A 25,916-nucleotide genomic window follows, 5' to 3' on the forward strand; every position below is an offset into this window, starting at 1 on the left:
TGTACTCCTTTGATAGATTGTTACAGTTATTTTTCTTTTTTCGAGACTGTTGTTGAAGCAAGTGAATTTTTTATGACAATTTTAAATTACCTAGTTCTACTTATTTAACTATTCCTAAATATCATATCGAAAGAAAGATACTATATGCAATAGCAAGCATTACATTCTATGCAAATAATGCTTAATTGCGTTATAATTTTAAAGATGCATTTAATTACATACACTTGAGAGGAGTATTCCCTTGTCCTTAATTTTTGCAATTTTCTTGCCTATCCTTGTGGCTATTGTGATTCCATTTTTATTCAAGAAAATTTCAAGTATCCATACAGGGTGGTTTGTATTAATAGTACCCGTTGTTTTAGTTGGCTATTATGTAACTTATATATCCGCTATTATGGATGGCACTACATATATAGACAAATTTGAATGGATTCCATCATTGGATATATCGTTGGTTTCATACATAGATGGGCTTAGTTTACTGTTTTCCTTACTCATAACAGGAATTGGGGCATTAGTCGTTCTCTACTCTATCTTCTATATGGATAAAGAGAGAGAGAAACTAGGTAACTTTTACGTTTACCTTTTACTATTTATGAGTGCAATGCTTGGAGTTGTTCAATCAGATCACCTCATTAGTTTGTATTTCTTCTGGGAATTAACTTCTATATCGTCCTTCCTACTTATTGGATATTGGTATACAAAGGATCGTTCTAGATTTGGTGCTTTAAAATCGATGATGATAACTGTTTTCGGTGGTCTGATGATGCTTGGGGGATTCGTCTTACTAGGAATTATGGGAGAAACATTCTCTATTCGTGAATTGATAGAACAAGCACCAACACTTGTTGGTCAAGAATTCTTTATATTATCACTTGTGCTCGTACTAATCGGGGCATTTACGAAGTCAGCACAGTTCCCATTTTACATTTGGTTACCGGATGCAATGGAAGCACCAACTCCGGTTAGTGCATACTTGCACTCAGCAACAATGGTTAAAGCAGGCTTATATTTAGTTGCAAGATTCACACCTATATTCGCTTTATCAGAAGTTTGGGTTTGGCTCGTAACCGGTGTAGGATTACTGACATTATTTTGGGGCTCTATCTTTGCTGTGAAGCAAACCGATTTAAAGGCCATACTAGCTTTCTCTACAGTAAGTCAGCTTGGGCTAATTATGTCCTTACTTGGTATCGGCTCTATTTCCTATCACGTTACTGGAGATTTAGTAACTACCTTTGCATTCGCTTCTTTTGCAGCGATTTTCCACTTAATGAATCATGCTACATTTAAAGGCAGCTTGTTTATGATTGCAGGTATTGTTGATCATGAAACGGGCACACGAGACATACGTAAGCTCGGCGGGTTAATGAGCTTGATGCCTATTAGCTTTACAATTGCTATGATAGGAAGTTTCTCAATGGCCGGTATCCCACTATTTAATGGATTCTTAAGTAAGGAAATGTTTTTAGATGCTACTCTTTCTTTACAGCATTTTAATGTCCATTCTTTAGAGTCATGGTGGATGCTGTTTCCAATAGTTGCTTGGATAGCAAGTGTTTTCACATTTGTTTATAGCCTGTACTTCGTATTCCACACATTCCGTGGAAAATACAAACCAGAGCAATTACCTAAAAAAGCTCATGAAGCGCCATTTGGTATGCTTGTAGCTCCGGCAATATTAGCAATATTAGTGATTGTCATATTCTTTGTACCTAACTTTTTTGGTAACACTTTTATAAAACCGGCTGTAGCTGCCATTCAGCCACTAGCGTATCAAGTTCCAGCAGATGTTGGCTTTTATATTAAAGCATGGCATGGCTTTGATTCTATAGCATTGTATATGACACTTGCCGTCTTTTTAATAGGTTTCCTTTTGTACAAAACAATTGCAAAATGGGCTCCTGTATATGGAATGTTGCCAACTAAAATCTCACTCAACGGATTTTACGGTGGACTGATGAATCTATCAGATAAAGGTGCTAATCGCCTATCCTCAAGTTATATGACAGGGTCTATTCGATCGTACTTAATCTATATGTTCGCAGCGTTTATTGCTCTATTGGCTTTCACGATGTGGACAAGAGATGCATTTGTTATAGATTTCACTAATTTAGCACCAATTCAATTCTTTGAGATATTAATCTCCGTTGTGTTAATTATAAGCACAATTACTATTTTAGTTACAAAGTCAAGACTAACTGCAATTATTTCCCTTGGAGCTGTTGGTTACACGGTGGCGTTATTTTACATCATCTTTAAAGCGCCTGACCTTGCTCTAACTCAGTTAGTGATCGAAACTGTTTCGGTTGCCCTATTCTTAGGAGCATTTTATCATCTGCCTAAAATGGATAAGTATGAAAAAGGAAAAGAAGATCGTCTTTTCCGCTTGAATAATTTCCTTATCGCTTTAGGAGTAGGGGTAATGGTTTCCCTAATAGCTATTGCTTCCCATTCGCAAAAGCTAGTTAAATCCATCTCAGAGTACTACAAGGAAACCGTATATTCAGAGGCTGGTGGAGGGAATATTGTCAATGTTATTTTAGTAGATTACCGTGGCTTCGATACATTGTTTGAAATTAGTGTACTTACGATTGCATCTTTGGGAATTATCGGTATGATCACAGTTCGCCTCGCAAAAAAGAAAGGAGCTAGAAAAGTTGAAAACAAATGATTTAATTATTCAAACGACTACAAAAGTAGTATTTTTCATCATCTTTCTATTCTCCATTCATATCTTTTTTGCAGGTCACTATACACCTGGTGGAGGATTTGTTGGCGGACTTGTCATGTCAAGCGCAATCGTTTTACTCATGCTAGCTTTTGATTTGAAAACGGTTCGGGACATGCTACCGTTCAATTACACAGTAATTACTGCCATCGGCTTATTAATTTCATTATTAACCGCAGCAGGTTCCATTTACTTTAATGTGCCTTTCTTCACTCATGTCTATGATTACTTTAACTTACCGCTACTCGGAGAAACCTCTATCCATACTGCTATGTTTTTCGATACAGGCGTATACCTGGTAGTTGTAGGCGTAACGATGAACATCATTCAGATGATAGGAGGAGATGAATAATGGAGATTCTTATGTCCATTTTAATCGGCTTTCTATTTATGGCTGCCGTCTATTTAATACTTTCTAGAAGTTTATTACGTATAATAATTGGCACTGGCCTTCTAAGTCATGGAACACATCTATTACTACTGACAATGGGTGGATTAGGTGGAGAATCTGCTCCAGTTTTAGCAGAAGGAATCACTGATTATGTAGACCCCCTACCACAAGCACTTATATTAACAGCTATTGTTATTAGTTTTGGTGTAACTGCATTTTCGCTCGTGTTAGCTTACCGCGCATATAAAGTTGTTGGTACCGACAATATGGATTTGATGAAAGGAAACGAAGACAATGATTAACTTATTATTATTTCCTGTCCTAATTCCCTTTCTGTTTGCCGCTGTTTTATTATTTTTTCCTAAAAAAGTGAAAGCTCAGCGAATTGTAACAATGATTGGTTTATTATTCGCTTTAGCTTCCTCCTTCGTTTTACTTTACAAAGTAAAAGTAAATGGAGTGCAAACTCTGACATTAGGTAGCTGGGCACCACCATTTGGAATTACGATGGTTTCTGATATGTTTTCTGTTTTATTGGTTACTTCTTCACTAATCATCGCATTATTTGTCGTGTGGTATAGTTTTACTGCGATCGGCGAAGAACGAGAAAAAGGATTTTATTACCCTGCAATACTATTTATGCTCACAGGTGTGAATGGCGCATTTACTACTGGTGATATTTTCAATATGTTTGTATTCTTTGAAGTGTTATTAATGTCCTCTTATGTTTTGATTGTTTTAGGAGGAGAAAAAATTCAGTTAAAAGAGTCGATTAAATACATAATCGTTAATATTGTTTCCTCCTCGTTGTTTGTAATTACAGTTGGTTATTTGTATTCTGTAGTCGGTACGCTGAATATGGCGGACATTTCTGTGAAGCTTGCTGAAATAGGACCTTCTGGTATCGTAACTGTTATAGCGGTGCTGTTCCTAATCGTATTTGGTATAAAAGGTGGTATATTCCCGTTATTCTTTTGGTTACCAGGCTCGTATGCAGCGCCACCTGTGCCCGTACTTGCTCTGTTTGGCGCATTGCTTACAAAAGTTGGGGTATACGCAATTATACGAACATATACACTGTTCTTCACAGCCGATGTTGGATATACGCATAACTTATTGATGATCCTATCGATAATTACTATTGTGGTGGGTTGTATAGGAGCACTAGCGTATTTTGATGTAAAACAAATTATTATTTACAATATAGTTATAGCAGTCGGTGTAATTTTGTTTGGAGCATCTGTTATGAATGAAAACGGAATGATGGGCTCTGTATTTTATTTGATACACGATATTCTCATTAAAGGTGCGTTATTTCTATTCATAGGAATAATTATCAAAATAACAGGCACAGCCGATTTACGTAAAATGGGTGGTCTTATGAAGCGTTATCCATTGCTTGGATGGAGCTACTTAATCGTTGCATTCGGATTAGCTGGTATTCCACCGCTTAGTGGTTTTATAGGGAAACTTTTAATCGTGCAAGGTGGATTTGAAGGAGAGCTATTATGGCAAAGCATTTTCATCCTGGCCTCCAGTCTTTTAGTTTTACTCTCAGCAATTCGTATTTTCATCTATGCATTTTGGGGAGAGGAAAAAGGAGAGCATCTTATTAGTAAAAAGAATTATCGTCATCTATTAGCTCCAGCCATCACATTAGCGGGAATTACAGTCCTTTATGGTGTAGGTGCGGAATACTTAGTGCCATTTATGTCCGATGCAACGAATGTGCTCCTTGACCCTTCTATATATGTTGATGCTGTATTCGAAGGGGTGAAATAATTATGGCTTTCCAAATCTTATTGAATGTACTAATCGCATTTACGTGGATGTTCCTGTCTGTATCATTTAAACCTACAACGTTCATTGTCGGTTATATACTCGGGTTGCTCATGCTGTTCATGCTACGTAAATCCTTGAGTACTAGATTTTATATGGACCGACTATGGGCAGTCATCAAACTAGGTACTTTATTTATTAAAGAGCTTGTGTTGTCGAACATCTCTGTATTGAAGTTAATATTAAAGCCAACCATGCCTATTCGTCCTGCAATCTTTGCGATGCCGACTGTACTCGAACAAGACTGGGAGATTACTTTATTGTCTAGTTTGATCACTTTAACTCCTGGTACGATAGTTATTGATATTTCGGATGACAATAAAATTTTGTATATCCATTCGATCGATTTTGAAGATATTGATGAAGCAATAGAATCCATACGTAATACATTTGAAAAAGCAATTTTGGAGGTGAGTAGATCATGATAACTTTTCTATGGATAATCGTTGTCTTAATAAGTTTAAGCGTTCTAGGCTTTGTTTATCGCCTAGTGAAGGGTCCTTCTACTCCAGACCGCGTTATTGCTTTAGATGCTATAGGTGTTGGACTTATTACGCTGATTGGGTTAATATCCATTCTTTTCGATACTGTCTTTTTCCTAGAAGTTATATTACTACTAGCAGTTCTCTCCTTTATCGGGACAGTAGCTTTTTCTAAATTCACGGAGAAGGGAGAAATTATTCAACGTGACCGTAATAGCTAATATACTTATCTTTGCAACAATTTCTTTTGGTACTATCTTCATCCTCGTTACTGCAATTGGTTTAATCCGATTACCCGATGCTTTTTCTCGCGCGCATGCCGCTTCAAAAAGCGCAACTTTAGGGGTTATGAGCATTTTACTAGGGGTATTTATTCATTTTTGGTTAATCGAAGGTCATTTCAATTCTCGTATTCTACTTGGGATTGTTTTTCTATTCATCACTGGACCAGTTGGTGGTCATATGATGGGTCGTGCAGCTTACCTGTCAGGCGTTAAATTATCCAATAAAACAGTACGCGATGATTTAGCTGAAGTCGTTAAAAAGAAAAGAGAAAAGCTTCAATAACAATATTTGGAATCAAATATAATGAGCCTGTTTTGAAAATACACTTTTCAAAAACAGGCTTATTTTTTATTAAAGAAGAAAAAACAGCCAAAATTTATGTTCAATACCTGTTTCTATCGTTTTCGAATAGCTTTAGACGGACGTGTTGCTATATTGTTAGCGAGTGAATTTTAGGGATGCCGGTAGTGACGTCCGTCATCACCAGCATCCCTTTTTTCGGTAATCTTATGGTCATCCACCGCCCTCCTACAACACTAAGAAATAGGTTAGTGCGTTTTTGTTTAACTAAAGAAAAGATACTTTCCTTATACATAGTGGGAGCTCTCGAAGATGCAATTTCGTTCGCTATTCCCCTTCTTTATTTAGTGAATACTTATTTCTACTAGTAGAAAAGAAGATCTTCTTTCTTTATCCTTCATTGCAAAATATATCTCTAATTCAACAGACTGCTTTATCCCAGTATTATTTATTCTAAAATCTATCTTGATCCCATTGTTGACAGTATATTTTTAGATACTTTCTCGATCTATAAAAATAAAGCTTCTGTACGCACGGATTAACCGAGGGTACAGAAGCTTTTTTCTAGAAACCGCTATTGTTAGTAATAACCGCCTTAGTATGACTAATAAGGATATGGCGTATATGGATAGTAATAAGGATATGGATATGGATATGGATAGTAATAAGGATATGGATAATATGGGTATGGCTGTCTATACCCTCCGTATCCTCCATATAATGCAGAACCTACAAGCCCTCCGACTAAGCCTCCTACAAATGGGACTCCAAAGCCTCGGCCACCAAATCCACCATATCCAGGACCCCTATTATAACCTCCCCGAAATCTTACCATGCTACTCCTCCTTTCCTCTCAGTGTATGCCACTGGGGAAAGTGAGTCTGTGTGTTTGCCCTACTCTTGGTCTGCCATTCTTTCCACTAATGTAGCCAATGTACGTACCATGACACCAGTACCACCTTTTGGTCCAAAGTCATGAGCAGATTTTGTATCAGATGTACCAGCAATATCTAGATGAATCCACGGAGTTTCCTCTACGAATTCCCCAACAAATCCTCCACCGAAAATCATATGACCATCTCCACCAGGTGAATTATTCAGATCTGCTACATCACTTTTACGAATACGTTTTTTATCGTTTTCAGTTAGTGGCAATCTCCAAACGAATTCACCAGTCTCAAGTGAGGATTCCATGAAGGTTTCGAAGAATTCCTCATTGTTGGTTAATGCACCCGTTTTATCGTAACCTAATGCCGTAATAACACCGCCAGTTAACGTTGCAACGTCCACAATATAATTCGCACCTTGTTGTTTTGCATAAGTAACAGCATCTGCTAAAACTAAGCGCCCTTCAGCATCTGTATTTAAAATTTCAATCGTTTTACCACTCATAGATGTAATAACATCATCTGGTTTAAATGCATTACCTGAAATCATATTGTCTGTTGAAGCAATGACAGCGATGACGTTTTTGTTTGGACGAAGCTCACCAATAATTTGCATTGCACCTAAAACAGCTGCTGCTCCTCCCATATCCCCCTTCATACCAACGATTCCTGTTTTCGTTTTAATAGAGTATCCACCTGTATCAAAGGTAATACCTTTCCCTACTAAACCTACAACATCCGTCCAATCATCTGTTGCTTGATATTTTAAGGCAATAAGACGTGGTTCTTCAACGGAGCCTTGGTTTACTGCAAGAAGTGCGCCCATGCCAAGCTCTTCAATTTCTTTCTTCCCAAGAATCTCTGTTTCAAATCCGTATGTTTCTCCAAGCTCTCTCGCATATTCTCCTAATTGAGTGGAAGTTAATACATTTCCAGGCGTATTAACAAGAATTCTTGCTTCATTAACCGCATCTGCATAAATAGTGCCTACTTCAAAATATGAAACGACTTCGTCATCTTCTTCGTCCATTAACAATTCAATAGACGGTAAATAATAATCGGGAACATTCGAAGTTGTTTTATATCCTTCATATGTAAATGAACCCATACCAATACCTTCTGCCGCTAAATAAGCAACATCTGCTACAGTTATTGCATCAGTAGTGAATGATGGTATCCAAACTCCTAAGGACTCTGGCTTACTAGTTAGTAATTCCTTCCCGACAAGTCCAAATGTTTCCCGTACTTTCTCTTGTGTTAATTGTTTTCGATCACCTAGTCCAACAAAAAGTATTCTTTTTACTGCCTCATGGTTGGATACTGGAATTTTAACGATTTTCTTTAATTCCGTAGATATATCTCCACTCTTTACCCAGTCACCAATATGTTCTCCAAAAATTTTTAAGAAAGCATCCCATTTCGGTGTGTTTTCAACGTGCTTAGAAACACCCACTACTAGCGTTTCTGATTGCACTTCTTCAAATAATACTTCATTTGTATGGATAATCATTATTTTTCCCCCTACTATTTTGAATATAATCTTATTATATAGGAACCTTTCGTATTTTTCGAATTGTTTGAGTGTGTTATACTATCCATAAGATAACTTCAAATGAAAGGCGGTGTCTACTTTGGCAATCCTCCAAAATACTCCACTTATGGCTGCACTTTTTTCTATTTTCTTTGCACAATTCGTCAAAATTCCAATTCACTTTTTGATGACGAGAAAATTGGATTGGTCATTATTCACTTCTACTGGTGGAATGCCTAGTTCTCACTCTGCTGCAGTTACATCCTTATGTACCGCTATTGCTTATGAAACAGGACTTGGTTCTCCATTATTTGCAGTTGCAACCGTATTTGCCGTAATCGTTATGTTCGATGCAACAGGAGTCCGTTTTCAGGCTGGCCAACAAGCAATTATGATTAATCAGATGCGCGTTGATTTTCAATTGTTTGTAGAGCAAACGAAAGATTGGTCACATAAAAAGAACGAAGAAAAAATGGAAGAACTGAAAACCTTACTTGGTCATAAGCCAATTGAAGTTTTCATGGGAGCCATTACGGGTATACTAATTTCTATTATTATTTATACCTTCATTCAAAAATAACAAATGCGCAAGCGCCTATGTTAGCCCTGAAAGACGCTAGAGTCTGGTCGAAGAATCACTATAAGTAGTTTTCAATAGGCACAGAATTTTAAATTTCCTAAATAATAAAAAGGATGGCTGCAAATGTAGCCATCCTTTTACTATTAAAACATTTGGTATCCATTTTTTCTTAAATATTTTATGACAAAGCCTGCAGCGATTGCACCTACAAGACCACCTGCTAAAATAATTATATCTGCAGCATGAAGAGAAACAATTTTTTCCCCTAGAGCAGAAAAAGCCGAGCCTGGTTTTGTAAAGTAATCGAAAAATCCAACTTCATCAATTATAAGAACAACTACAATTGGATAAAGGATGGCCATGAACCATGTCATACGAAGTAACATATTCAATAAGAAGGCGATTCCAAAAAACATGACAAAAAATATAACAACTGAAAGTATCATTTGAACTAACATAAACTCCATTTTATATAACCTCCGTAACATCTGTAAATAGTTTACCTTAATGGAGGTTAGTATTCAATGAACATATTTGTTTTCACTTTTTTGTCATAATCTACTTTACTTTCTTCCTGAACCATTACAATAATTGCAGGTTTCGGATCCCCCTAATCGCAGTTGGAAGTAACCCTCCCCTTTGCAATAAGGACAATGCGTATTTTTCGTTTGTGTACTCATTTTTGTCATATCAATCGTCTCCTTCTCAATCTATTTTTAATATTCTGATAATATACCATGTGCAAATTTATTTGTAAAGGAGAAGTATTATAAAATAGAAAAACTCCTACAAAATAAGTAGGAGCTTCCATAATAACTTTCGATTATAAGCTAAATTTACCTTTTTTCACTACTAGTGGAATTCCACCGATCATGTAAAGTGCACGATTATCGATTACTTTTTTCATGATAGATGCTTTTGTACCTGTAAGTTTTCTTCCCATTACATCGCCAATTGCATCATGTTCGCCTAAAGAACACACAGTTCCTTTTAAGCTTGGTGTAAATTCTTCTGTTGCATTACCATTCATAAGAGCAACAATATTTTTGGCTACAGTTACTGCTTGTTGCATTGCAATTTGAGCTGTTGGTGGATATGGACGGTTAGCTTCTTCATTGATCATTAGAGCACAATCTCCAACGATGAAGACATCTGGGAATCCAGGAGCTCTCATATCTTTATCTACTTTAACACGTGCACGCATATTTTCAATACCTGATGTTTCGATTAAGCGATTTCCGCGAACTCCTGCAGCCCATACAACTGTGCCTGCTTTGATGAATTCGAATTCCTCTTCGCCTTTTTTAATTTTTACGCCTTCTGGAGTTGCTTCTACTACTGGAGTTCCAATAGAGAATTCAATTCCTTTAGCTTCTAATTGTCTTACTGCATATTCAACTAGCTCGGGATCGAATCCTGGTAATACCATTGGAGCTGCCTCAACACAAACTACACGAACTTTCTCTTTAGGTACATCATACTCTTTACAAAGCTCAGGCACACGATTTCCTAATTCACCTAAGAATTCAATGCCAGAGAATCCTGCTCCACCTACTACGATTGTTAAGCGAGTATCATCTTGCACTTCCTCTGTTGACCATGTAGCAAATTGATATTCAATATGATCACGAATTTGACGAGCAGCATTTACATTAGCAATTGAAAGTGCATATTTATCTAGGCCTGGAATGCCGAATGTTTCACCTTCAAAGCCCAAACCAATTACTAGGTAGTCATATGTATACTCACCAGTACTAGTTGTTACTTTTTTCGTATTAACGTCAATTGCATCAACAGTTGCTTTTATAAAGTTTACTTTACTAGAATTGATAACACTTTTCACATCATAACGAACTTGATCTGGACTTAATGTACCAGCAGAAGCTTCATGTAACCATGTAGATTCATAATGATAATCGTTTTTATTGATTAAAGTAATATCCGCTTCATTTGCACCTACTAATTTTTGAAGGTTTACTACTGTAGATAGTCCACCATAACCCGCACCTAATACTAGAATTGTTGGTCTTTTCACGAAGATCGCAACCACCTTTTTATATTTTTTAAGAAAAGTTATGACACAAAAAATACATCATTAAACTCTTCATCTTTGTCTATTGTTCGACAAAAACCCTTAACTTCTATTTTAGACCTTTTCTCATACGATTTCAACACAATGTTGCGTAATTGTAAACATCTGAAAATACTGCTAATAACGCATACAATACTATATTACGCAAATAAAATTTAAAGAAAAAAAATAAAAGTGAATAATAAAACATCATATACTTCAAAGTCAAAACCTGTTTCTATCGATTTCGAAGAGCTTTGCACGGTGAAGAATCATCACTCCCCCCCCACGGAAAGCATCCACTTGAAATGGAAATCAGGGGTATTATTTATATTTTCACGTGCCTTATAAATTTCTAATGCATAAAAAAAGAACATTTCCATTAATAGAAAATGTTCTTGCTAGTAGTTAACAGCTTTCTGGAGTTCCTTCTTTTTTAGCAGTTCTGAATGAAGTACCACAACCGCAAGATGCAATGGCATTAGGGTTTTCAATCGTAAACCCGCCCCCCATTAATGATTCCTTATAATCGATGGTCGTTCCTGTTAGAATAGAAGCGTCCTCGTTTGACACTAATATATCAATTCCATGCTGATGAAGCTCTATATCTTCTTGTTGTTTTTCTTTATCAAATCCCATACCATAAGAAAGACCGCTGCATCCACCACCATTTACTGATACACGAAGGGCAGAGCCTTCTTCTCCGTTATGCGTCATCATTTCTTTAACACGGTAAGCTGCCGCTTCAGATAAAATAACTACTTCTGACATCTGAATCACCTTCCCTTTCTTCCTTCTATCATATCAATGTTTTTACTATGTACACAAGGAAAACTACTTGAATATTTATTTCGCTTTCAAAATGTTTATCAAGTATAATAGAACTATAAATAAATCGTGAGAAAAGAGGACTTAAGGTGGAACTTACTCCCTATTATCAAAAGGATATTGAATGCTTACATTGTAAGTTAAAGTTTAAAACGACTAAGGTCCGTTCCAAATTTATAAAGGTTGTAGAACATGACACAGACTTTCGACCTATATATGAAAACATAGAAGTAAATCCTTTATTATATAACACATTTGTATGTGAGCATTGTGGGTTTTCATTTACAGAGGATTTCACCAAATATTTTGCTCCAGGAATTAAGGAAATAATCCAAGAACAAATTGCTAGTAAATGGACACCAAGATCTTTTGGCAATGAGCGATCGCTTGAAGAGGGAATTATGGCCTATAAACTAGGAATTCTTTCTGGTACATTAAAAAAAGAAAAGTTTGTAAGTATTGCAGGATTAGCTCTTCGTACAGCATGGTTGTATCGTTTTCAGGATAGGAATGAAGATGAAATTCGATTTATGGAAATCGCTCGTGATCGCTATGCGGACTCCTATTCAAACGATGATTATAATGGCACTCAAATGTCTGAAACTCGTATTCTCTATTTAATAGCAGAGTTATCCAGAAAAATTGGTGATATTGAATATGCAACGCGTTATTTCTCAAAGGTAATTGAAAAACAGAACTCTTCTATTGAACCAAAAGTTATTGATATGGCAAAAGATCGGTGGCAAGAAATTAGAGCTCGAAAAGAAAAAGAAGCCCTTTGAAAGGCTTCTTTTTTTAGTTATACTTTTGTTTTTATTAAAATACTTGTTCTACTTCTACTACTCCTGGAACCTCTTCCAAAAGTGCACGTTCTATACCAGCTTTAAGTGTTATCGTTGAACTTGGGCAGCTCCCACAAGCTCCTAAAAGGCGCAGTTTTACAATACCATCTTCAACATCTACAAGCTCGCAGTCTCCTCCATCACGAAGTAAAAATGGGCGCAATTTATCTAAAACTTCTTGAACTTGTTCATTCATTGTATCAGTCATATCTATCGACTCCTTTCACTATAATCATTATAATGTGAAGGAGAGAAAAAATCCATTAAAGAATTCCAAGGAGGTCACCAATGTGTCGTTTCAATCTTTAAATATAGAAATTTATGGAGCAGATATTGTTTGCGCTAGTTGCGTAAATGCGCCGTCGTCAAAGGATACATATGAATGGCTACAAGCTGCTATCGACCGTAAATTCCCAAATCACCAAGTTACTTTCAGTTATATCGATATCGAAAAGCCAATTGAGAATGAAAAACAGCAACAAATAGCCAATCGAATAACAGAGGATGAATTTTTTTATCCACTCGTGATGATTAATGGTGAGATGATTGGAGAAGGCTATATCCAGCTTAAACCGATTTATGCTGCTTTAGAGAAATATGGCTATTCAGAATAACATTAGATAAACCAAAAGCAGTCAACTCATTTTAGAGAAGACTGCTTTAACAACATATTATGTTTTATTACCCGTTATGGCGTTTATACATCCAAAGTAAGCCTGATTTCATCAATCGTGCGATTCGACCAGTTACTGAGATATCTGCCAAATATGCAAAACCTTGTTTTTTCCCAAGAGATCCCATGAATCCTTTAAGTTTGATTTCTGGCATCTTTTCAGGAAGTGGCTCATCTTTCCAGCGAGCTTGAAGCACTTTAACAATTTGCTCTGCTTGTTCTTCTGCCAACTGGGCACTCGGTGCTAAAGGTAGAGATGCAGCATCACCAACAACATATACATTTGGATAGCTTGGTAAGTCGTGATATTGTGTTAAAATAACGCGACCCGTTTTATCTTTTTCCCCCGGTAGAGCTCTTACAGCAGCCGCTGGTTGAATACCAGCTGTCCAAACTACTACGTCCACAGGAATTATTTCTTCATGATTATATAATTTGTTCGGCTCTACTTTAGTAATGTTCGAATTACTAACAACTTCTACATTATTCGTGTCGAACCACTTTTGGACATAATTACTTAATCTTTCTGGGAAGTCTCTTAAAACACGTGGACTGCGGTCAAATAACTTTATAGACAAGTCCGGGCGGCTTTCACGTAGTTCACTCGCCAGTTCAATTCCACTTAGTCCAGCTCCAACAATACCTACAACCGAGCCTGAAGGTAAACCTCCGATTTTATTATACGTATCTCTTGAACGACCAATTGTTTGAATACTATAAGTAAATTCGTCTGCTCCAGGGACGTTATGGTATTTGTCTTCGCATCCAAGACCAATTACAAGGTCATCATAAGAAATAGATTGTCCATCTGCTAATAGGACGTGTTTGCTATCTACATCTATTTCAATAATTTCCCCATAAGTTATCTTTAATTTTTCGTGCTCTGGAAATGCAACACGAATGCCACTATCCGGAGATGTACCTGCAGCAAGCGCATAAAATTCTGTTTTTAAACTATGAAACGGTGTTCTATCTATTAAAGTAATTTCTACATCATCAGGGAAATTATTTGGCAATAAACGAAGTAATATTCGCATATTCCCATATCCCCCACCTAACAAGACTAATTTTCGCATAATATTCTCCCTTAAATTTAATGTCATCTCAAATTATAATAGATTGTGATACATTTCACAATAGAACATCTTAATTGACGTTTTCTTTAAAAAAGAGTAGCATGTCCTTGTAGTGAGGTGAACAGCTGTGAATCCAATGGTTGAATTTTGCATAAGCAACCTTGCAAATGGTTCCCAAGAAGCTTTTGACATATTGGAACAGGACTCCAATTTAGATGTTTTAGAATACGGTTGCCTGAGTTATTGCTCCCTCTGTTCTGAAACTTTATTTGCCATAGTTAATGGTGAAGTTGTAGAAGCAAATACCCCAAGTGAACTTGTTGCAAACATTTATCAATATATAGAGGACAATCCTTTATTTTAAAAGACTGTGACTTTAATCTACAGTCTTTTTTATTTTGTCCACTCGCATAAAGATTCTAAAAAATAAGTAGGTTGCTGTGCCTGAAGCTTCACCTCAGTGGTACTATTTACTCCACTGTTCACATGCACTGTGTCAATCCCCATACGAATTCCGGTCAAAATATCTGTTTGATAATTATCACCAATCATAACCATTTCCTCTTTAGTATATCCATATTGTTTTTGTATGAACTCTAACATAAAAGGTTGTGGTTTCCCCATATATAAAGGCTCTACTCCAGTTGAATGCTCCACTAGTTTTGTAAATGCCCCATTACCAGGCAAAAATCCTACTTCTGAAGGAAAAGCATGATCACTATTAGTGGATAAGAATGCTGCTCCAGCACGTATAGAAAGACAGGCAGTAGCTAGCTTTTCATAATTAATAGCGCGATCAATTCCAAGAACAACAATGTCCGCCATTCCAGTAGTGATGGAAATGCCTCTCGTTTCAAGCGCATCTTCCAATCCAGTTTCACCGATCATAAATACCTCTTTGCCCGGTATATACTCGTTAATGTAGTTAGCGGCAGCAATTGCTGATGAAATAATATGTTCAGTATCTGTATGAATATCCATCATTGCTAGCTTTTCCTGAAGCTGTTTTTGCGTCAACGAAGAATTATTCGTAACGAAAAAAGGCGGGGTTCCATTGCTTTGCAAATAATGTACAAATTCTACAGCCTCAGGAATTGGTGTTTTCCCTCTATAAACGGTTCCATCTAAATCTATAAAGTATGCCTTATAATTTAACATTGGAATCCTCAGGTAAAAAAGCAGAAACCGGGCCTAACTCTTCTATTAAATAGGTTTCCACTACTGTAGGAAATTGCTTAAGGTATTGCAAATTCTTCGTTAGAACTTCCTGTAGTTTTGCATGGTCTACCGCATAAAATTGACGAACGAGAACTTTTCTAAAAGTGATTACTTCCTTCAATGGACCATCCATCTCTACAGAGATAACTTTTTCATCCGTTAAAATATCGATAATATCATCGTAACCACCTGGATCGCGCATGATAAAGCCGTCAATCATCGAATTACCTACATCGATAATTGATTCTATAATATTATGACCAATTCGCTCAAACGCTAATTTGGATACTTCATCTGCTTGCCAATCTTTTTTTGTCTCTATAAGGTTTAACAACTGATTCATATGAGCCAATGTTAAAGCAATTTTTTTTCTATCTACAAAATACATTGAAAAGCCTCCTAATTGTTGTTCAGTTGATATGTACTCCTATTCTATAGTACCATAATTCTAAGGTAGGAAGGAGTGACACGTGGTGGAACGATTTTATTTGTACGATGATGTAGAAGATACTAAAACAAGATTTGTCGGCTTTACAGGGGAATCCCAGAGATACGACTTAGCTATTTCCCAAAGCTCTCGATTTTTCGGAAAAGTACTAGTGATGGACATACAATATGGACGAGCTGCTATTATCGGATCGGATGATGTAGAAGAACCGGGCTATCTCGAGCATGTGTTTAATAGATCAGAGGAAGAAGCAGTAGAATTACGTGATTATTTACGAGAATTATTAAGTTAATATAAAGAGGCTAGTCGTGATTACATTCATGACTAGTTTTTTTCTTTGCTTCTGGTGCTAGACTTTGGGATAGCCCATAAACTTGGTAAAATTGCTGAAATAGTTGTAGATAACAATGAAACCTCGAAGGATGATAGCCTTAAGAACCCGACAAAACAAAAAACCTCGAGCAGATCATAATTGATCTTGCTCAAGGTTTTCACTTACTTCTATTGTTGCTTCTACAGGTACTATTTTAGGGGCTACACCAGTTTTCTTTACGACAAAGTAGGCACAACCAAAATTACAATACTCATATAAATAATCTTTCATTGTCCCTATTTTTGTATCAAATGTAGCTTTGTGGCTACGGTCCTCAAAAAAGCCTTTGAGACGAAGCTGACCATAACCCCAATCACCCATAATATAATCGTATTTAGTTAAGATTTCACTATACCGATCCAAAAAGGCCTCTTCTTTAAATGCCTCACGATAATTCTCTATAATCTCATAGGTAAAGCCTTCTGCAACTATCATTCAATCACCATCCATTAGCTATTTGGAGTAGCTAGAAGTTCCTCGCCTTGCAATTGTCTTTGCTTAGCTGCAGCGTTAACCTGCTCATCTGCATGGTAACTACTTCTAACAAGTGGACCAGCTTCACAATGGGAGAATCCTTTACTCATAGCAATTTTACGTAATTCTCCAAACTCAGCTGGGGAGTAATATTTAAGTACTGGTAAGTGTTTTTTAGAAGGTTGCAAGTATTGACCAATCGTCATTATATCGACGTTGTTAGCACGAAGGTCATCCATCACTTCTAGTATCTCTTCATGTGTTTCCCCTAAACCTAACATAAGCGACGATTTTGTTGGAATGCTAGGTTGCATTTCTTTGGCACGACGTAATAATTCTAGGGAACGATCGTATTTTGCTCTTGCACGAACTCTCGGAGTGAGTCTTCGAACCGTTTCGATGTTATGGTTCAGAATATCAGGTTTTGCATCCATAATATTGCGGATATTTTGCTCAATACCGCCCATATCAGAAGGTAAAACTTCTATGGAAGTAAAAGGATTTTTGCGTCGAATCGCACGAATCGTTTCAGCAAAAACTTCAGAACCCCCATCTTTTAAATCATCCCTCGCAACTGCTGTTACGACAACATGTTTTAAATTCATAATAACAACCGAATCTGCAACTCTTTCTGGTTCTGCCAAGTCTAATTCGTTAGGTAGTCCAGTTTTTACTGCACAAAAACGACATGCACGTGTGCAAACTGCCCCTAAAATCATAAATGTAGCTGTTCTTCGCGAACCCCAGCACTCATGTATATTTGGACATTTAGCTTCCTCACATACGGTATTTAAATTATTTTCACGCATTAACTTTTTTAAACCTTTGTATTCATCGTTCGTGTTTAACTTAATTTTTAACCAATCTGGTTTTCTTTGGTACTCTGTTTTCGTTGGTTTACACGATGTCACTTTTGCTCGACCCCATTCTAAATAAACTAACTACACTGTTGTCAATGTAACATAATATTTAGTTGGAAACAACCATACAAAAACACAGATTACCTATATAAGATTAATTAAACTGCTCGTTTACTATTAATACTCCAAACCACAAAAAATACGATAAGAATGACAATAACACTTACAAATCCAATCATAACTGAGCCTGTTAATCCTAAAACTAGATAACCGATTGCCGCAATAACTGCACTAATAATAGCATATGGAAGCTGAGTTATTACGTGGTCTATTACGTTTACCCCCGCTCCAGTTGCTGACATGATTGTTGTATCGGAAATAGGCGAGCAATGATCTCCAAAAACGGCTCCAGCTAAAACGGCAGCTAAAACAGGAAGTAATAATTCTGGCTCTACCACCATAATGATGCTTGCACCGATCGGTAATAAAATACCAAACGATCCCCATGAGGAACCTGTTGCGAACGCCATAAAAGCTGTTAAAACAAATAGTAAAAATGGAATTACACCAACCGGAATATTATTATCTGTCACAAGCTTAGCTAAATATTCACCAGTTCCGAGTGCGTTTATCAAAAATGAAAGAGACCAAGCAAATATCAAAATAAAAATAGCAGGTAACATCGAGTTTATACCAGAAATAACAGCTTTTCCGATTAATCCAGCATTAGCTTTTGGATTTCTTTTAAATTGCCGAGTATATAATAATATAGCTAAAACAGTCGACACTAATCCACCTATAAATAGAGAGAATGGAACATCTGTGTTCTCAAAAACAACAAATATATTCATCACCTTTCCAGAAGCCTGGTAACCTGTCCAAAACATCGAAAATAATGTTACAACTATTAATGAGAAAATCGGTAAGATTAAATCATTTACTTTCCCATAATTATTTTCCGGGAAATTACCTTGTAAATCACCTGGATTTGATTTATTTGGATCAAAAAGCACACCAGTTTCTTTTGCAAGTTTTTCATGCTTTTTCATCGGACCTAAGTCATTTTCTGTCCATGCAGTAAAAAATACCATCGCAAGCGCAGCAATCACATAGAAGTTCATCGGAGCCATTAACATAAATGCCTCAAGTGGCGTATAGTCTGTAATAGCATATGTAGCAAAAATAACCCCTAGCTGACTTATTAAGAACGCTCCCCAACTAGAAACTGGAGAAACTACACAAATCGGTGCCGATGTAGAGTCAATAAAATAAGCTAGTTTTGCACGAGATACTCGATGAGAATCAGTGATTGGACGGGCAATCTGTCCAACAGCAAGTGCATTAAAATAATCGTCTACAAAAATAATAATTCCTAAAAATGCTGTTAATAGCTTTGAGCCACGATTTGTTTTTATACGCTTAACTGCCCATGCTGCAAAAGCCGTGCTTCCACCTGATAAACTAACAATCGCAGTAATAACTCCAAGCATTAATATGAACAGCAATATATAAATATTATACAAATTCCATCCATTATCCCAGAATGACGTGAGAAAGGAATCCCAAAGAATGACGAATGAATCAATTGGTGAAAAGCTTTCTACTAACAAAGCTGCAGAAACAATTCCAACCCCCAATGATAATAAAACTCTTTTTGTCACTAGCACCATTACAATTGCTAAAAGTGGTGGTAAAATCGAAAATATTGTATTTTCCAAAGCAAGTCCTCCCAAATATAAAAAGCCAACCTAATATATATACATAGGTTGGCTTTTAGTTAAAATTTTAAGCATAATTTTATACTCTGTAGCTCTCCATTTATACATCTGTATAAACGACAGTGTTATTTCTGTTCAAAATAACCCCAACTAGAATTGACTTGACAATCAACATCTAATTTCGGCAAAACTTCCTTCCGTTTACAATCACAGTTGTCATTCTCCTGTAAACTACTCTTAAGTTATGCGGCCTCTACCTATTCTTATTCATTTCTACTAGTATAACAGTAAATACTATGTTTTGAAGGTTTTTTATTTTTCTGGTAATGGAAGTGGAACTTCTATGGATGGAGCTGCATCCCCGTCGCCACCTGTGTATATATAAGGAACCTGACCTTGCACAATCCCCATTGCAACAGGAATACTCTGTTCAACTGTACTCATTTTACTAGCTAAAGGTACGATTATTTGTACATTTACTTTGATATGGATATTGATTTCAACATAAGCATTATTAATTCCAAATTTAGTTATCGAAGACGTGACATTCGATTGTACATTACCGATGACGTGAAAGCGTATAGGTATTTTCGGGCCTAAGTTACCAATGATGGGAATATTCATCGCTTGCCCCATAGGAACGAAAAATACGATTCCACCTTGGTCTTCCATCGTTTGTTTGTCATATTCAATATCATCCAAATATGGAAGGCTAGACAAATTCCCCTGCTCTGCTTGCTCCAAATGAGATTGAACTAAGCTATTTGTATCAGCAAGTATTCGATTAATGATTTCTGTATTGAATCGAGTTGTTACCATGTTTGTACTATCAGACGGTACTTCTTCAATTATTTCATTGACATCCAGTGCATTTGCAATCCTTGAGTTAATCGCTTTGCTAATTACCATGGATGCTATTTTATTTGTTTGGACTTCTGCATATCTTAGGTACGTAGGAGTCAGTTGCTCATTAATATAATAAATGATGCCTGCAATTGATAACATAAAACATGTTAAAAAAATAGCTAACTTGCGTTGACTAGTGAAAATAGCAAATCGTTTTTTCCTTTTTTGATAGAACAAAAACAATCCTCCTACTTACTACTTATGTAAGGAGGAGGATTTTCATGACTCATATTCAAATTTTTCACGTTGTCCATACCATTTCACAATATCTCGAATCATCTCTGGCATAAAATATTGTTTTTGAGCAAATTTTAATGAAGGAAAAAAGTAACCAAATGTAAACATATCTAACGTTGCTAATGTATAAACTTTTTCCAATTCAAGAGGTGTTGCTTTGATTAGCACCGTCCCATCTTCTAGCTCTTGAAGCTGTTCGTATAATATTGCTCCAAGATAATTACCTCTAAATCCTAGTCCTTTTACTTCAAGCTTTGGCCATTTTTCATTTTTTCCTGTACGAATAACCTCAAGTAACTCTGCACCAGTTAATGTAATGACACACGGATTAATTGGATGAGGTAAACACTGATGTAAGTCCCTCGCAGTAATTGGTCCCTGCTGAAGGTCTTTTAAAAAGATACCAGCCGGGAACATTGCGCAGTCAGCATTAGTGAAAGAAAGCAGTGCTTTTCCGAAGAAATGAGATAAATCGGATTCCATGAACCATTCCTTCTTTAGTGCGGAAGGATTGTAAAAAACAATTCTAGACATTTCAGCTATACCTTCATTTTCCCAAATTAACTGTTGTTCATCGGCATCGGCTGGATTCGGTAGGGATTCTGCACGAAATAATTCTGCTTTTTTCGATTGAATCCCTCTTGCTACATGGTCAAATTCCATTGTAACAAGTCCAACATTCATTCCGTATTTACCTGTAGCGGCTTGCAAGGAGCTCCCTATCACCTTGCCTTCTTCAAATACATGATGTGTATGCGATCCCAGGATCAAATCAATCTCTGGAATTTCCAACGAAATTATTTCATCAAGCGACATTCCTAAGTGAGACATACAAATAAGAATATCCACTTGCGGACGAAGCATATGACATACCTCTTTCAAACGTGGAATTGGTTCTTGAACATGCCAGCCTAATTTCTTATAATAAATATCATAATTAGCAGTTGCCGCGACAATCCCTATTTTAATACCTGATGGGGTCACATGTATTTTGTAGGGTAATATCCACGAAGGTATCTCGCCATCTAAATCTGTGAAATTGGAGACGATCACTTCAAAATTAGCGTCTATGTATAAGGTCTCCAAATCTTCATGGCTTAAAGTTATCCCCTCATTATTTCCAATCGTCACATAATCATACTTTGCTTCATTTAATAAATGCACATTGCCTTTTCCAAGCGTTCCTTCTGTAAATATATTTGAACGGTCTAAATGATCACCTATATCTAATGTTAAGAAGGATGCCTGTGCCCCAAGGTTTTTTCGACTATTTGAGAGAAATTGATGAATAGCTGGCCAATTTTCTAGATGACTATGCAAATCATTTGTATGATAAATATAAATCGTCTCTCTCATTTTTCACCTATCCTGTCAAAGTAGACCATCTAAAATAGATCGTATACCTAATAATAGAAGTACAATTCGTAAAGCCAACACGAGCATATCGGAATTCAACTTTTTATTTAATTTTGCTCCAAGTTTCGCACCAAAATAAGCAGCAGGAATTACAGGAATCGTGTATAGCCACGGTACATTTCCTAACGAAATATGAGTGACTGAGTTCACTATGGATGATAGAAATACCATAAACATGGACGTACCTACGGCCACATGAGGTGGAAATAGGAAAAGTAGAATCATCGCAGGTACGATAATAGAGCCCCCACCGATTCCAAATAGACCAGATGCAAACCCAACTCCAAAAGTTAATAATAGGGCAAACCAAATCGGATAGCCGTACACATACGTTTTATTGCCATCATCGAAGGTTTTCTTTTTCCCATTCTCTACAAACCAACGAACTGGACTTAAGCGATCACGAACCAACAACAAAGTAGATAAAATAACAAGTAAAATACCAAAATATAAATTAAAAGAAGGTAAGTCCAACCCTTTGTTCACGAACGCTCCAAGTATCGTTCCAGGAATACTACCTATAAAGAAAATAAATCCGCTCTTAAAGTCAACGGTTTTGGTTTTCATATAGGAAAGCGTTGAAGACAACCCTGTGAAAATCATCATGATAACAGAGAGCCCTACCACACTCTGAGGTGTAATATTTGGTATCATCCCGAGAGTTGCGCCAAAAAAAAGTATAGCGGGCACTAAAATAACCCCACCACCGAGACCAACCAATGCTCCGACAATTCCAGAGAATAGTCCACTTACTGCAAGTATAATCCATTCCATTTAAAAATCTCCTTCAAATAAATCTAATTGTTTTGGAGCAAGACCTTCAAAATCCAGTCCTAACATGTGCTGAAACGTTTTTGCATTGTTTGCAGCATGTCCTCCTGAGTTATTATTAAATAATACAATAACGTCCTTTGCCTGTTTTTCCAAATGCTCACAAACATTTTTAATAGAAGTAAGTTCTTCTTTATTATAATCATATAAGTACCTTACTTCTCTCCACTTCTCATTATTACCCGGATTAACCCAGCCAAAAGTATTTCTACCATGCAATCTAACTAGCACTTTATTTGAAGTGGCAACAGGAACTAAAGGAATACTGCCATCACCAACTTGTGGTTCATCACAAACACTATGATGAAGGTTATTCTCCTTCAGAAATTCAAGTGTGGAGGCTTTGTATTCAGGAGCATACCAGGATTGATTACGAAACTCAATGACCACTTCAAAATCCTTCAACTCTTCTCTTACTTTCCTTATATATTGCACACTTTCTTTATTGCACTGGAACCAAGGAGGGAATTGGGCAAGTACCATTGATAGCTTCCCAGCTTCTTTAAATGGAATAATCGACTGCCGATATAATTCAAACATCTCCTCAGTGGAATCAAAAGGAAAATCGCCACGTAAATGTCCAGTGATCCCTTGATAGCATTTGACGACGAATTGAAAATTATCAGGTGTTTCTTTGATCCATTTTAAGCTATTTTTAATTGGCTGAATTGCGTAAAATGCTGCGTCTAATTCCACAACAGGAAAGTGTGCACTGTAATCTTGCAATCTTTCCTTCGCTGAAGACACGTACAAGTCTGGGTGATCCCCCCAGCCAGTTAGGCCGATTTGAATCATCTGCAACACCTCCCTATAAATACAATCATATCATTCAGATTGTTCAGTTTCTACTTGGATGTCCAATAGAAATAAACCTTTCAATATGAAATATTGGATTAAATGTTTTTGTTTAGCTAATATAAGTATATGTTTTGACGAATAGCCCACAAAGCTTATTGAAGCAAATGGAGGAATTATAGATGAAAGTAGATGTATGTATCGTAGGTGCTGGTCCAGGAGGAGCTCTTCTTGCTTATCTATTGGCAAAGAAGAATGTTTCTGTTGTATTAATAGAGCGAACAAATCAAATCGGTAAAACGTTTCGTGGAGAACATTTAAATGAAGAAGGCGAAACGATTTTAAAAAAATATAATTTATTTGACGAAGTGGAAAAGCTTGGATTATTAAAAATGGAGAAGCTAGAATACTGGCATAACGGCAAACTATTTAAAACCATTTTACCAGACCCAGAGGTTGGCCATCTCGGTATTCATGTGCCCCAAGCACATTTACTCCAAGTATTAATAGCAGCAGCTGAACAATACTCAGCATTCCATTTAATGCTAAATACAAAGGTTGATGAACTATTACAGGATGAAAATGGTACATATACTGGTATTAAAGCAGTGCGCGAGGAAGAAATAATAATCATTGAAAGTGAACTGGTTATTGGAGCAGATGGGCGAAATTCGACCGTACGCAAAAAAGCAAATCTAGATGTGACAACTCGCAAACATGGCTACGATTTGCTTTGGGCAAGAATTCCTGCTCCTGAAAATTGGGAACCCTCTATTAAAATGGCGTTAATTGAGGATAAACAAATTTCTTTATTTAGCCAAACAAATGGCTATATTCAAATTGGCTGGAATATCGAGGAAGGATCCTTTCCAATACTTAGAAAGTTACCTTTCACACCATTTATCGAACAGCTGATCGTTGCTTTTCCAGAGCTTGAACAAACCGTTCGTGATAATATTCAATCGTGGAAGGATTTCGTATTACTAGATGTGTATAGCAGCACTAGTGAAAGCTGGGGAAAGAAAGGCGTCGCATTAATCGGTGATGCAGTCCATACGATGACACCAACTGGAGCATTCGGCTTAAATAGCGCATTGAAGGATGCGGATTTTCTCGCTAATTTGATTGATAACAATTCGATTGATCAGCTTAATTTAACGGATTGTGCAACTACTAGGAAAAAAGAAGTTGCTAAAATTCAAGCTTTACAGGTGGAAAAAGAACAATCCTTTGCATCGCAATTTGTTGTAATGGTTTAATAAGCAAAACCAGTCAAAGTGTTTTGACTGGTTTTTTTGATATTATTTGAATTTAACTTTTCTCATAGTAACTGGTGTATCTTTATATGCCTGTAATAGCCCATCTTTCTTAATCTGGTCCTTCATAACTTCCCTATAAGGGAGTTCAACAACTAACTCACTCTTTAAAGGAGAGAACGATAAAGTAACGAGTTCATCGTTTTCCCAGCTTGCTACTATTGGTTCCTCCGTGACAAACAGAAACAATTGTGGAAATCCATTTTTGAAAAAAGGATGTTTTTGCCCATTATTTCCTGGTTCGTGTAAACAAATAAATAAAGATAGAAAATCCGAAAATTTTAACAGATCTAGATGATACATCAGTATTTCTTTCTTCTCTTCATTGCCTATTATGCCAAGCTCCTTTGAAAGCCTGTCCTGTCTTTGCTTTTCTGAATCCCAAAACTCCTGCACAGCGGCTTCTTCCGCATCCTGTACAAAAGAAGAGTAATGCAAACTGCACAATAAACAAGCATATTTACTCATTTCTTCCACTTCATCTAATCCCTTTTCATAAAAGGAAATTTTAAGATCTGTTGGATAATCAATAAAAGAGTAGGGAAGCTCTGATTTATCATTCCAGACCGGCGACTTATCAGGTTCTATCCAACCTCTATCATGCTCCTGAATGGCTAAAATTACTTCGTCGAAGTGTTTATCATCATAATAATATTCAACTTTACAGTTCTCAGCTATTTGCTTGGAAACTTGTGCATGATCATCCTGCGTAAACATTACATAGCTATTTTCTCGTTCAAAAAGAATCATTTGATTAGCTCCTCTTTACTATACTAAACAAAACTCGTTAAAATACTATTTCTCCTTT

At 36.5% G+C, this 25,916-nt stretch carries 31 protein-coding genes and 1 riboswitch; of the genes, 13 read left to right on the top strand and 18 right to left on the bottom strand.

Translation table 11 applies throughout. From position 1 onward, the window contains the following. Positions 1 to 241: 241 nt before the first annotated feature. From ACIQX2_RS13740 to mnhG, 7 genes are read left to right on the top strand one after another with little or no spacing between them, the layout of a single operon-like run. The gene (locus tag ACIQX2_RS13740; RefSeq protein ID WP_402851416.1) at positions 242 to 2,674 is read left to right on the top strand and encodes a Na+/H+ antiporter subunit A; all 2,433 of its coding nucleotides are present in this window, start codon (positions 242 to 244) and stop codon (positions 2,672 to 2,674) included. After that, the gene (locus ACIQX2_RS13745) at positions 2,661 to 3,083 is read left to right on the top strand and encodes a Na(+)/H(+) antiporter subunit B (protein WP_093062543.1); all 423 of its coding nucleotides are present in this window, start codon (positions 2,661 to 2,663) and stop codon (positions 3,081 to 3,083) included. The genes ACIQX2_RS13740 and ACIQX2_RS13745 overlap by 14 nt, the downstream gene beginning before the upstream one ends. Further along, positions 3,083 to 3,424, top strand: coding sequence for a Na(+)/H(+) antiporter subunit C (locus ACIQX2_RS13750; RefSeq protein WP_402851421.1), 342 nt, complete (start codon positions 3,083 to 3,085; stop codon positions 3,422 to 3,424). The genes ACIQX2_RS13745 and ACIQX2_RS13750 overlap by 1 nt, the downstream gene beginning before the upstream one ends. After that, positions 3,417 to 4,904, top strand: a complete 1,488-nt coding sequence (locus ACIQX2_RS13755; RefSeq protein ID WP_402851424.1) for a Na+/H+ antiporter subunit D — start codon at positions 3,417 to 3,419, stop codon at positions 4,902 to 4,904. Before ACIQX2_RS13750 ends, ACIQX2_RS13755 begins: the two co-directional genes overlap by 8 nt. A gap of 2 nt (positions 4,905 to 4,906) precedes the next feature. Then, positions 4,907 to 5,386: a Na+/H+ antiporter subunit E gene (locus tag ACIQX2_RS13760; RefSeq protein ID WP_402851427.1), complete on the top strand. Its 480-nt coding sequence runs from the start codon at positions 4,907 to 4,909 to the stop codon at positions 5,384 to 5,386. Next, entirely contained in the window at positions 5,383 to 5,664 is a 282-nt protein-coding gene (locus ACIQX2_RS13765) for a Na(+)/H(+) antiporter subunit F1 (protein WP_402851429.1), read from the top strand. The genes ACIQX2_RS13760 and ACIQX2_RS13765 overlap by 4 nt, the downstream gene beginning before the upstream one ends. Continuing rightward, entirely contained in the window at positions 5,648 to 6,010 is a 363-nt protein-coding gene (mnhG, locus tag ACIQX2_RS13770; RefSeq protein WP_402851432.1) for a monovalent cation/H(+) antiporter subunit G, read from the top strand. The genes ACIQX2_RS13765 and mnhG overlap by 17 nt, the downstream gene beginning before the upstream one ends. A 622-nt stretch (positions 6,011 to 6,632) precedes the next feature. On the opposite strand, the gene ACIQX2_RS13775 is transcribed toward mnhG, so the two are convergent. Together ACIQX2_RS13775 and ACIQX2_RS13780 are read right to left on the bottom strand one after the other, a co-directional pair. Then, positions 6,633 to 6,863, bottom strand: coding sequence for a hypothetical protein (locus ACIQX2_RS13775; protein ID WP_402851435.1), 231 nt, complete (start codon positions 6,861 to 6,863; stop codon positions 6,633 to 6,635). Positions 6,864 to 6,922: 59 nt separating this feature from the next. Then, a complete protein-coding gene (locus ACIQX2_RS13780) occupies positions 6,923 to 8,425 on the bottom strand; it encodes a leucyl aminopeptidase (protein WP_402851438.1) in 1,503 nt (500 codons plus the stop codon). Positions 8,426 to 8,546: 121 nt separating this feature from the next. Between ACIQX2_RS13780 and ACIQX2_RS13785 the strand changes: the two genes are divergently transcribed. Beyond that, positions 8,547 to 9,026, top strand: coding sequence for a divergent PAP2 family protein (locus ACIQX2_RS13785; RefSeq protein ID WP_402851440.1), 480 nt, complete (start codon positions 8,547 to 8,549; stop codon positions 9,024 to 9,026). Between the two features lie 143 nt (positions 9,027 to 9,169). Here the strand turns inward: ACIQX2_RS13785 and ACIQX2_RS13790 are convergent, their stop codons facing one another. From ACIQX2_RS13790 to ACIQX2_RS13805, 4 genes are all read right to left on the bottom strand, one after another. Continuing rightward, the gene (locus ACIQX2_RS13790; RefSeq protein WP_093062552.1) at positions 9,170 to 9,493 is read right to left on the bottom strand and encodes a YuiB family protein; all 324 of its coding nucleotides are present in this window, start codon (positions 9,491 to 9,493) and stop codon (positions 9,170 to 9,172) included. A 96-nt stretch (positions 9,494 to 9,589) separates the two neighbouring features. Further along, positions 9,590 to 9,715 (bottom strand): YuiA family protein, encoded by a 126-nt coding sequence (locus ACIQX2_RS13795; RefSeq protein ID WP_402851446.1) that lies wholly within the window; start codon positions 9,713 to 9,715, stop codon positions 9,590 to 9,592. A gap of 134 nt (positions 9,716 to 9,849) precedes the next feature. Next, positions 9,850 to 11,061, bottom strand: a complete 1,212-nt coding sequence (locus ACIQX2_RS13800; protein WP_402851449.1) for an NAD(P)/FAD-dependent oxidoreductase — start codon at positions 11,059 to 11,061, stop codon at positions 9,850 to 9,852. A gap of 444 nt (positions 11,062 to 11,505) precedes the next feature. Continuing rightward, positions 11,506 to 11,868: a HesB/IscA family protein gene (locus tag ACIQX2_RS13805; protein WP_402852140.1), complete on the bottom strand. Its 363-nt coding sequence runs from the start codon at positions 11,866 to 11,868 to the stop codon at positions 11,506 to 11,508. A 146-nt stretch (positions 11,869 to 12,014) separates the two neighbouring features. Here ACIQX2_RS13805 and ACIQX2_RS13810 point away from each other — a divergent pair, with 146 nt between their 5' ends. After that, positions 12,015 to 12,707, top strand: a complete 693-nt coding sequence (locus ACIQX2_RS13810; RefSeq protein WP_402851452.1) for a DUF2225 domain-containing protein — start codon at positions 12,015 to 12,017, stop codon at positions 12,705 to 12,707. Positions 12,708 to 12,741: 34 nt separating this feature from the next. Here the strand turns inward: ACIQX2_RS13810 and ACIQX2_RS13815 are convergent, their stop codons facing one another. After that, the gene (locus ACIQX2_RS13815) at positions 12,742 to 12,975 is read right to left on the bottom strand and encodes a NifU family protein (protein WP_402851455.1); all 234 of its coding nucleotides are present in this window, start codon (positions 12,973 to 12,975) and stop codon (positions 12,742 to 12,744) included. A gap of 82 nt (positions 12,976 to 13,057) precedes the next feature. Here ACIQX2_RS13815 and ACIQX2_RS13820 point away from each other — a divergent pair, with 82 nt between their 5' ends. After that, on the top strand, positions 13,058 to 13,381 hold the full coding sequence (locus ACIQX2_RS13820; protein WP_402851458.1) for a YuzD family protein: 324 nt from the start codon (positions 13,058 to 13,060) through the stop codon (positions 13,379 to 13,381). Between the two features lie 67 nt (positions 13,382 to 13,448). Here ACIQX2_RS13820 and ACIQX2_RS13825 read toward each other — a convergent pair whose 3' ends face one another. Next, on the bottom strand, positions 13,449 to 14,516 hold the full coding sequence (locus tag ACIQX2_RS13825) for an NAD(P)/FAD-dependent oxidoreductase (protein WP_402851461.1): 1,068 nt from the start codon (positions 14,514 to 14,516) through the stop codon (positions 13,449 to 13,451). 127 nt (positions 14,517 to 14,643) lie between these two features. Here ACIQX2_RS13825 and ACIQX2_RS13830 point away from each other — a divergent pair, with 127 nt between their 5' ends. Next, a complete protein-coding gene (locus ACIQX2_RS13830) occupies positions 14,644 to 14,880 on the top strand; it encodes a YuzB family protein (RefSeq protein ID WP_090567114.1) in 237 nt (78 codons plus the stop codon). Between the two features lie 29 nt (positions 14,881 to 14,909). Here the strand turns inward: ACIQX2_RS13830 and ACIQX2_RS13835 are convergent, their stop codons facing one another. Both ACIQX2_RS13835 and ACIQX2_RS13840 read right to left on the bottom strand, forming a co-directional pair. Further along, positions 14,910 to 15,674, bottom strand: coding sequence for a TIGR01457 family HAD-type hydrolase (locus ACIQX2_RS13835; RefSeq protein ID WP_402851465.1), 765 nt, complete (start codon positions 15,672 to 15,674; stop codon positions 14,910 to 14,912). Continuing rightward, entirely contained in the window at positions 15,661 to 16,122 is a 462-nt protein-coding gene (locus tag ACIQX2_RS13840; protein WP_402851468.1) for a DUF86 domain-containing protein, read from the bottom strand. The genes ACIQX2_RS13835 and ACIQX2_RS13840 overlap by 14 nt, the downstream gene beginning before the upstream one ends. Positions 16,123 to 16,207: 85 nt before the next feature. Between ACIQX2_RS13840 and ACIQX2_RS13845 the strand changes: the two genes are divergently transcribed. Further along, positions 16,208 to 16,474: a DUF3055 domain-containing protein gene (locus tag ACIQX2_RS13845; protein WP_093062561.1), complete on the top strand. Its 267-nt coding sequence runs from the start codon at positions 16,208 to 16,210 to the stop codon at positions 16,472 to 16,474. 174 nt (positions 16,475 to 16,648) lie between these two features. Here the strand turns inward: ACIQX2_RS13845 and ACIQX2_RS13850 are convergent, their stop codons facing one another. From ACIQX2_RS13850 to ACIQX2_RS13880, 7 genes are all read right to left on the bottom strand, one after another. Beyond that, entirely contained in the window at positions 16,649 to 16,990 is a 342-nt protein-coding gene (locus ACIQX2_RS13850; protein ID WP_402851472.1) for a YutD family protein, read from the bottom strand. 14 nt (positions 16,991 to 17,004) lie between these two features. After that, on the bottom strand, positions 17,005 to 17,940 hold the full coding sequence (gene lipA, locus ACIQX2_RS13855; RefSeq protein WP_093062563.1) for a lipoyl synthase: 936 nt from the start codon (positions 17,938 to 17,940) through the stop codon (positions 17,005 to 17,007). A 107-nt stretch (positions 17,941 to 18,047) separates the two neighbouring features. Beyond that, entirely contained in the window at positions 18,048 to 19,607 is a 1,560-nt protein-coding gene (locus tag ACIQX2_RS13860) for a Na+/H+ antiporter NhaC family protein (protein ID WP_402851475.1), read from the bottom strand. 81 nt (positions 19,608 to 19,688) lie between these two features. After that, positions 19,689 to 19,871, bottom strand: a riboswitch (Lysine riboswitch). Between the two features lie 48 nt (positions 19,872 to 19,919). Continuing rightward, positions 19,920 to 20,690 (bottom strand): sporulation protein YunB, encoded by a 771-nt coding sequence (gene yunB, locus ACIQX2_RS13865; protein WP_256371037.1) that lies wholly within the window; start codon positions 20,688 to 20,690, stop codon positions 19,920 to 19,922. Positions 20,691 to 20,732: 42 nt separating this feature from the next. After that, a complete protein-coding gene (locus ACIQX2_RS13870) occupies positions 20,733 to 22,106 on the bottom strand; it encodes a bifunctional metallophosphatase/5'-nucleotidase (protein WP_402851479.1) in 1,374 nt (457 codons plus the stop codon). 15 nt (positions 22,107 to 22,121) lie between these two features. Next, positions 22,122 to 22,940: a sulfite exporter TauE/SafE family protein gene (locus ACIQX2_RS13875; RefSeq protein WP_402851482.1), complete on the bottom strand. Its 819-nt coding sequence runs from the start codon at positions 22,938 to 22,940 to the stop codon at positions 22,122 to 22,124. After that, positions 22,941 to 23,792, bottom strand: coding sequence for a DUF72 domain-containing protein (locus ACIQX2_RS13880; RefSeq protein ID WP_402851485.1), 852 nt, complete (start codon positions 23,790 to 23,792; stop codon positions 22,941 to 22,943). 182 nt (positions 23,793 to 23,974) lie between these two features. Between ACIQX2_RS13880 and ACIQX2_RS13885 the strand changes: the two genes are divergently transcribed. Continuing rightward, positions 23,975 to 25,051: an FAD-dependent monooxygenase gene (locus ACIQX2_RS13885; protein WP_402851488.1), complete on the top strand. Its 1,077-nt coding sequence runs from the start codon at positions 23,975 to 23,977 to the stop codon at positions 25,049 to 25,051. Between the two features lie 42 nt (positions 25,052 to 25,093). Here ACIQX2_RS13885 and ACIQX2_RS13890 read toward each other — a convergent pair whose 3' ends face one another. Beyond that, a complete protein-coding gene (locus ACIQX2_RS13890) occupies positions 25,094 to 25,858 on the bottom strand; it encodes a DUF3891 family protein (RefSeq protein WP_402851491.1) in 765 nt (254 codons plus the stop codon). Positions 25,859 to 25,916 lie beyond the last annotated feature (58 nt).

This window comes from Psychrobacillus sp. NPDC096623, assembly GCF_044762655.1.
GTDB lineage: Bacteria > Bacillota > Bacilli > Bacillales_A > Planococcaceae > Psychrobacillus.

Excerpts from the sequence above, each read along its gene's own strand:
- ACIQX2_RS13825 (WP_402851461.1), bottom strand. The coding sequence starts at position 14,516 with ATGCGAAAATTAGTCTTGTTAGGTGGGGGATATGGGAATATGCGAATA.
- ACIQX2_RS13890 (WP_402851491.1), bottom strand. The coding sequence starts at position 25,858 with ATGATTCTTTTTGAACGAGAAAATAGCTATGTAATGTTTACGCAGGAT.
- ACIQX2_RS13780 (WP_402851438.1), bottom strand. The coding sequence starts at position 8,425 with ATGATTATCCATACAAATGAAGTATTATTTGAAGAAGTGCAATCAGAA.
- ACIQX2_RS13805 (WP_402852140.1), bottom strand. The coding sequence starts at position 11,868 with ATGTCAGAAGTAGTTATTTTATCTGAAGCGGCAGCTTACCGTGTTAAA.
- ACIQX2_RS13850 (WP_402851472.1), bottom strand. The coding sequence starts at position 16,990 with ATGATAGTTGCAGAAGGCTTTACCTATGAGATTATAGAGAATTATCGT.
- ACIQX2_RS13755 (WP_402851424.1), top strand. The coding sequence starts at position 3,417 with ATGATTAACTTATTATTATTTCCTGTCCTAATTCCCTTTCTGTTTGCC.
- ACIQX2_RS13750 (WP_402851421.1), top strand. The coding sequence starts at position 3,083 with ATGGAGATTCTTATGTCCATTTTAATCGGCTTTCTATTTATGGCTGCC.
- ACIQX2_RS13880 (WP_402851485.1), bottom strand. The coding sequence starts at position 23,792 with ATGATTCAAATCGGCCTAACTGGCTGGGGGGATCACCCAGACTTGTAC.
- ACIQX2_RS13760 (WP_402851427.1), top strand. The coding sequence starts at position 4,907 with ATGGCTTTCCAAATCTTATTGAATGTACTAATCGCATTTACGTGGATG.
- ACIQX2_RS13765 (WP_402851429.1), top strand. The coding sequence starts at position 5,383 with ATGATAACTTTTCTATGGATAATCGTTGTCTTAATAAGTTTAAGCGTT.
- ACIQX2_RS13795 (WP_402851446.1), bottom strand. The coding sequence starts at position 9,715 with ATGACAAAAATGAGTACACAAACGAAAAATACGCATTGTCCTTATTGC.
- ACIQX2_RS13875 (WP_402851482.1), bottom strand. The coding sequence starts at position 22,940 with ATGGAATGGATTATACTTGCAGTAAGTGGACTATTCTCTGGAATTGTC.
- ACIQX2_RS13870 (WP_402851479.1), bottom strand. The coding sequence starts at position 22,106 with ATGAGAGAGACGATTTATATTTATCATACAAATGATTTGCATAGTCAT.
- ACIQX2_RS13885 (WP_402851488.1), top strand. The coding sequence starts at position 23,975 with ATGAAAGTAGATGTATGTATCGTAGGTGCTGGTCCAGGAGGAGCTCTT.
- ACIQX2_RS13835 (WP_402851465.1), bottom strand. The coding sequence starts at position 15,674 with ATGTTAAATTATAAGGCATACTTTATAGATTTAGATGGAACCGTTTAT.
- ACIQX2_RS13815 (WP_402851455.1), bottom strand. The coding sequence starts at position 12,975 with ATGACTGATACAATGAATGAACAAGTTCAAGAAGTTTTAGATAAATTG.
- ACIQX2_RS13775 (WP_402851435.1), bottom strand. The coding sequence starts at position 6,863 with ATGGTAAGATTTCGGGGAGGTTATAATAGGGGTCCTGGATATGGTGGA.
- ACIQX2_RS13840 (WP_402851468.1), bottom strand. The coding sequence starts at position 16,122 with ATGTATTTTGTAGATAGAAAAAAAATTGCTTTAACATTGGCTCATATG.
- ACIQX2_RS13790 (WP_093062552.1), bottom strand. The coding sequence starts at position 9,493 with ATGGAGTTTATGTTAGTTCAAATGATACTTTCAGTTGTTATATTTTTT.